At 68.3% G+C, this 6053-nt stretch carries 5 protein-coding genes and 1 tRNA gene; 3 read left to right on the forward strand and 3 right to left on the reverse strand.

Annotation, left to right across the window (positions count from 1 at the left end; all coding sequences use genetic code 11):
- Positions 1-11: 11 nt before the first annotated feature.
- Entirely contained in the window at positions 12-1403 is a 1392-nt protein-coding gene (gene cysS / locus ACTWPT_RS55610; RefSeq protein WP_443185660.1) for a cysteine--tRNA ligase, read from the forward strand.
- On the opposite strand, the gene ACTWPT_RS55615 is transcribed toward cysS, so the two are convergent.
- Both ACTWPT_RS55615 and ACTWPT_RS55620 read right to left on the reverse strand, forming a co-directional pair.
- Positions 1400-2308, reverse strand: a complete 909-nt coding sequence (locus ACTWPT_RS55615; protein WP_443185661.1) for an LLM class flavin-dependent oxidoreductase — start codon at positions 2306-2308, stop codon at positions 1400-1402. The genes cysS and ACTWPT_RS55615 overlap by 4 nt on opposite strands.
- Positions 2309-2740: 432 nt before the next feature.
- Positions 2741-3304 carry an RNA polymerase sigma factor gene (locus ACTWPT_RS55620; protein WP_443185662.1) on the reverse strand — a complete coding sequence of 188 codons (564 nt, stop codon included), beginning with the start codon at positions 3302-3304 and terminating at the stop codon, positions 2741-2743.
- A 310-nt stretch (positions 3305-3614) separates the two neighbouring features.
- Here ACTWPT_RS55620 and rlmB point away from each other — a divergent pair, with 310 nt between their 5' ends.
- Both rlmB and ACTWPT_RS55630 read left to right on the forward strand, forming a co-directional pair.
- Entirely contained in the window at positions 3615-4577 is a 963-nt protein-coding gene (gene rlmB / locus ACTWPT_RS55625; RefSeq protein WP_443185663.1) for a 23S rRNA (guanosine(2251)-2'-O)-methyltransferase RlmB, read from the forward strand.
- 20 nt (positions 4578-4597) lie between these two features.
- A tRNA-Thr gene (locus ACTWPT_RS55630) sits at positions 4598-4670 on the forward strand.
- 116 nt (positions 4671-4786) lie between these two features.
- Here ACTWPT_RS55630 and ACTWPT_RS55635 read toward each other — a convergent pair.
- On the reverse strand, positions 4787-6052 hold the full coding sequence (locus tag ACTWPT_RS55635) for a tyrosine-type recombinase/integrase (protein WP_443185664.1): 1266 nt from the start codon (positions 6050-6052) through the stop codon (positions 4787-4789).
- Position 6053: the final 1 nt, after the last annotated feature.

Here is a 6053-nt window from a genome sequence, read left to right on the forward strand (position 1 = left end):
GCCTTTCCTTCGTGAGCCTGCACATCTACGACACCAGCACGCGCGCCATCCGTGAATTCGTTCCGGTCGAAGCCGGCCGGGCGTCGATTTACCTGTGTGGTGCGACCGTGCAGGCTCCTCCGCACATCGGGCACATCCGCTCAGGTGTGAACTTCGATGTGCTCCGGCGTTGGATGACACGTTTCGGCTATGACGTGATGTTCTGCCGAAACGTCACGGACATCGACGACAAGATCATCAGGGTGGCCGCCGCGGAGGACGTGCCCTGGTTCGTGGTGGCCGAGCGCAACCAGCGGGCCTTCACGTGGGCGTACAACACGCTGGGCTGCCTGCCGCCGACCGTCGAGCCGCGCGCCACGGGGCACGTGCCCGAGATGATCACGCTGATGCAGCGGCTCATCGACGGCGGCCACGCCTACGCCTCGGGCGGTGACGTCTACTTCAACGTGCTGTCGTATGCCGACCGCTACGGCTCGCTCTCCAACCAGAAGGTGGAGAACATGCGGGCCGCGGCCGACACCGACGACGAGTCGTGCAAGCGCGACCCGCGCGACTTCGCCCTGTGGAAGGGTGAGAAGCCGGGCGAGCCGACCTGGCCGACCCCCTGGGGTCCCGGGCGTCCTGGCTGGCACCTGGAGTGCTCGGCCATGGCGACGAAATACCTCGGGCCGACGTTCGACATCCATGGGGGCGGGATCGACCTGATCTTCCCGCACCATGAGAACGAGATCGCCCAGTCCCAGGCGGCCGGCGACGGGTTCGCGCGCTTCTGGATGCACAACGGGATGCTCAAGATCGGCGCCGAGAAGATGAGCAAGTCGCTCGGCAACTCGCTGCTGATTCCCGAAATGGTGAAGAAAGTGCGCCCCGTGGAGCTTCGCTACTACCTGGCGGCGCCGCATTACCGCTCCTCGATCGAATACTCGGAGGAGGCGCTGCTGGAGGCGGCGGCCGCCTACCAGCGCATCGAGGGGTTCGTGACCCGTGCCGCCGAGGTGATCCACGACGTGGACGCGCACGCGCCGCTGCCGCAGGCGTTCGCGGACGCGCTCGACGACGACCTGGGCACGCCCCAGGCGCTCGCGGTCGTGCACGAAGTGGTGCGCGAAGGCAACGTGGCGCTGTCGCGGGGCGACAAGGAGGCCGTGGCGCGACTGCTGGCCGAGACACAGAACATGCTGGACGTCCTCGGCCTCGACCCGCGCTCGCCGCAGTGGCGGGGAGCCGGGTCGGACCTGGCGCCGGTGGTGGACGCGCTCGTGGCGGTGGCGCTGGAGCAGCGGAAGGCGGCCAGGGCACGCAAGGACTACGAGGCGGCGGACGCGATCAGGGACCAGCTGGCGGCGGCGGGCATCACGGTGGAGGACACGCCGCACGGGCCCCGCTGGGAGCTGTCCCGCTAGCCCGCACTTTCGCTCGGCACGGCCAGGGCTCTCGCCTCGGCGAGCAGTTCGGCCTGCCGGGCCCAGTCGCCACCGTCGAGTCCGAGCCCGACCGCGTCGGCTCCAGCGTCGGCGTACGCGGCCAGACGCTCGGCCACCTGCGCGGAACCGCCGGTCACCGGGACGCTCGCCGCCTCCTCAGGCGACATCCGGTGCACGTCGACCAGGGAACGGACGAAAGACTCCACGGCGGCCGCGGAGTCGCTCGCGAGGAAGGCGTGACCGCCCACGGAGATCGAGGGGACCGGCCGCCCGAGCTCGCCGGCGATTTCCCGCAATCGCGCCGCCTTCCCCGCCAGGGCCCGCGGGTTGATGAGTGAGGGCGCCCAGCCGTCCCCGTACAGCACGGCGCGGCGCATTGCGGCCTCGGAGTTCCCGCCGACCAGGATGGGCGGCACCGGAGCGGCCGGGGCCAGGACGACCTTCTCGCCTGCCAGCACCTCGGCCGGTTCGCCCCGAATGAGGCGCGGCAGGAGTTCCAGAGCGGCATCGGTACGGCGGCCGCGCTCTCCTTGCGGCGCTCCACCGGCCGAGCGCCAGAACGGCGAGCCGGGGAAGCCACCGATGCCGACGCCGAGCACGACACGGCCACCGGACAGATGCTGGAGTGTCTGGATCTGTGCGGCGACCCAGGCAGTAGGGCGGAGCGGCAGCGTGAGCACCCCGAATTCCAGCTTGATCCGGCTGGTCGCGGCCGCCACGGCAGCCAGGACGAGGGCGGGGTCGAATCCTGGCGTGCCGTCACCGATGAGCAGATCCGGCATCCCGACGGCGTCGTACCCGAGGGTTTCCAGGTGGCGGGCCATGGCGATGGCGGGGAGGCCGGAATCGTTCTCAGGCAGGCTGGTGGTGATCCGCATCGTCATCCTTCGCGATGGTGGGCAGGATCAGGATGACACCACGCTAGAACCCCAAGCAGACTTGAGGTCAATTCCTCCCTCCGTTGCCGCGTGCCTGGGGGTGCTCGGCCGAATGCCAGATCAGACCCTCCGACGGGGACGTTCGGCCACTTTGAGCTCGCATCCACCGTCCGAGCACGACCGTTGTATGCGCCCCCGTGAGATCGTCTGCGCCAGCCCGATCGCCCAGCAGGTCGGGCACCCGCGAAAGGCGATCACCCCCACGGGGGCCAGCAGCAAGGCGACCGGCCCAACCACCGGGATGAGCACAACCGAGCCGATCAACGCCCCGAAGCCCACCACACCGCGCACCAGATGCCGAGACAGCGACGAACTCGCGAAGCTCCGGCCATCGGTCATCGAGACCTCCGGGAACAGGACGACTCGACGACGGTGAGATCAGAAGGCGGCATTGAGATCCCCTAGAGCTGGATCGGACAACGTGCGCTGCACCGCCGCACGGGCACGATGCAACCGCGACTTCGTCGCCGCGATGCTGAGCCCCAGCGCGTCGGCGACCATCCGCCCACTGAGCCCCTGCACATCCCGCATGATCAGCACCTGCCGCTGGTCGGCGGGCAGCGCCGCGATCGCCGCCGCCACCCGCGCGGCCTCCAGACGCTCGAACACCTCCTCCTCGGCCGACGGCACCGCGACGGCTTCGGGGAGCGGCGGCTTCGGGGAGCGCATCATGAGCCGGGCCCGCCGCATGCACTCATTGCGAATGATCCTGAACATCCACGAGACAATCGCCCCAGAAGCACGCAAGGTTCCGATCTTGCGATACAGGACGATGAGCGCCTCCTGCGCGGCGTCCTCGGCGTCCTCGGGGGTGGCGCACAACGATCGCGCGAACCGCTGCACGTGCGGGTGCGCGCCCGCCACCAGCGCCGCGATCGACTCGACGTCACCCCTGCGAGCGGCGGCGACGAGCCGCTCGTCCGACCACGTCGTCTCAGCCACGTTCACGTCCCCTCCGGCGGAGCACGACGACACTACACGTGCAGATGAGCACGGCAGCGACGGCGACGGCGATACCTACGACCACGATGACCAACCTCCATGTTCGTTGTCGCCGGCGGGATCGCCGGGACGTGTATGAGAGGAGTTCCAGCCACGGAAGGATTCACCTCGCCGCAGTCGAATTCCGGTGGCCGAGCTCGGGGGGCCGGGTCCGGGGGGCCGGGCTCGGGGGGCCGGGTCGGGTGGTCAGGTTCGGTGGTCAGGTTCGGCGTGGGATGAGGCGCCCGGCGGCCCGAGTACCCTTGATTGCATGGCAGCAGGGGGTAGGGCTTCGGGCAGGCCCGCGAAGAAAAAGGGCCCGTCCAAAGGCGCCGGGGGGCAGGGTCGCCGTTCGCTCCAGGGCAAGGGCGCGACTCCGCCTGCCGAAATGCGCCATTGGTACAAGGACAAGGCCCGCACCGAGCGCATCGCCCGCGAGGAGCAGGGCGGCGCACGCCGCACGGCCTCGACGCGGCAGCGCCGCTCGGAAGACGCCCCTGAGTACATCGGCGGCCGCAACCCCGTGCTGGAGGCCCTGCAGGCAGGGGTGCCCTCCAACGCCCTCTACGTCGCCCAGCGCATCGAGAGCGACGACCGCGTACGCGACTCCATCAAGATCGCGACAGAACGCGGCATCGCCTTGCTAGAGGCCACCCGCGAAAAGCTCGACCGCCTGACGGAGGGCGGCGTACACCAGGGCATCGCACTCCAGATCCCCGCCTACGACTACGCGCACCCGTCGGAGTTGGTGGAACTCGCGCAAGACGCGGCCGAGACCCCTCTGATCGTCGCCCTGGACTCCGTCACCGACCCCCGCAACCTAGGCGCGATCGCCCGCTCCGCCACCGCCTTCGGCGCCCACGGCCTCCTCATCCCCTCGCGCCGCTCAGCCGGCGTAACGGGAGGCGCATGGAAGACATCCGCCGGCACCCTGGCCAACCTCCGCGTCGCCCGCGCCGCCAACCTGACGGCGGCACTGCGGGAATACCGCGACGCGGGCCTGTTCGTCATCGGCCTCGACGGCGCCGGCGAAACCGACATCGGCGACGTCCAACTCCTGTCCGAGCCCGCAGTGATCGTCGTGGGCTCGGAGGGCAAGGGCCTCTCCCGCCTGGTCCGTGAGCACTGCGACGTGCTGGCCCGCATCCCGATGCGCGCGGCGGCCGAATCCCTCAACGCGGGCGTGGCGGCGGGTGTGGCACTGTATGAAGTCGCTCGTCACAGGCGTCTCTAGCGTCTACACTGATAGGCCGCGCCGACGTAGCTCAATCGGCAGAGCATCTGTCTTGTAAACAGAAGGTCAGGGGTTCGATTCCCCTCGTCGGCTCTTCAGTAGAGGGCCCCTGAGCAGGCATTACGCCGCCAGGGGCTTTCTCTTTGTCAAGACAATGTCGAGATCTTGCTAACACCTTTGCTAACACGGTGGCTCCCGGTGGCTCCCCGCTATCCGCCGACGGCCTTGGCGAAGACATCGGCCGCCGTGGCTGCCTGTTCGTGGATGACGTGGGCGTAGACACGGAGGGTGATTGCCGGGTCGGCATGGCCGAGGCGGGCTGCGACGACGTGGACGGGGACGCCTGCCAGGAGCAGCGTTGTGGCGTGGATGTGGCGGAGGTCGTGCAGGCGGGCGTGGGGGAGTTGGGCCTTGGGGTTCTGCTTGTTGTGGGCCTCGATGAGCTTGGGCATCAGAGAACTCGGCGTGTCAGGGAAGAGAGGGTCTCCCCATCCGGTCGTGAACACGTAGGCGCCGCCGCCCTTCCATGATTCGCCGAGCTTTACGCGTTCCTCGTCCTGGCGGGCGCGGTGGGCCTTGAGAACCCTGACTGAGCCGGAGTCGAGGGACACCACGCGGGAACGTCCGCTCTTGGTGGTGCCCTCGATGCGCTGGCGGTCGATCACCGCCGCGGAGCCGGTGATGTGGATTTGGGGCTTGTCCCAGTCGATGTCGGTCCAGCGGAGGTTGAGTAGTTCACCGCGCCTGGCGCCCGTGTAAGCGGCCAGGCGGAAGAAGGCGAACAGGCGATGTTCGCGAGCGGTGTCGAGGAAGGCGCGGAGCTGTGTCGGCGTCCACACCATGCCGGGTTCCGAGACTTGTGTACGAGGGAGCTTGGCTCGTTCGGCCGGGTTGTTGGGAATGAGCTCGTCGACGAGGACGGCGTCCGTGAGGGCCTTACGGAGCACCGTGTGGACGTGCTTGATGGTGTTCGCGGCTAGAGGCCCTCCCTTCCTGCCGCCGCCCAGCAGCAGGTCACGGTACAGCTTGGTGATCGCTGACGGGCGCAGAGCTTGGAGGCGGACGGTGCCGATTCGCGGAGTGATGTAGAGCCGGATCATGTCTTTGTAGCCCTTGAGGGTGTGCGGCTTGATCTCGATGGCATGGCCCTCGATCCACTCGGCCAGGTATTCGGCGACGGTGATGGTGTTCCGGTCGATGTATTCGCCGCGGCGAGCCTTTACGCGTGCCTCGTCGCGGGCTTCCTTGGCCTCGTCCTCGGTGGCGAAGCCTCCCACCCACCTCGGGCGGCTCTCTCCGGTCTCAGGGTCTTTGACACGGACGACGTAGGACCATGTGCTACCGCGCTTCCCTCTCTGCCAAGGTTTGTTGAGACAGATGCCACTAAAGTTCATCTGAGTGATGAGGGTGAGTAAGGATCTCAACGAACCGTGAGCACGACACTGGCCAAGCGCCCGCTGCCGAGGATCGTCCATG

This window comes from Nonomuraea sp. 3N208, assembly GCF_052245935.1.
Lineage (GTDB): Bacteria > Actinomycetota > Actinomycetes > Streptosporangiales > Streptosporangiaceae > Nonomuraea.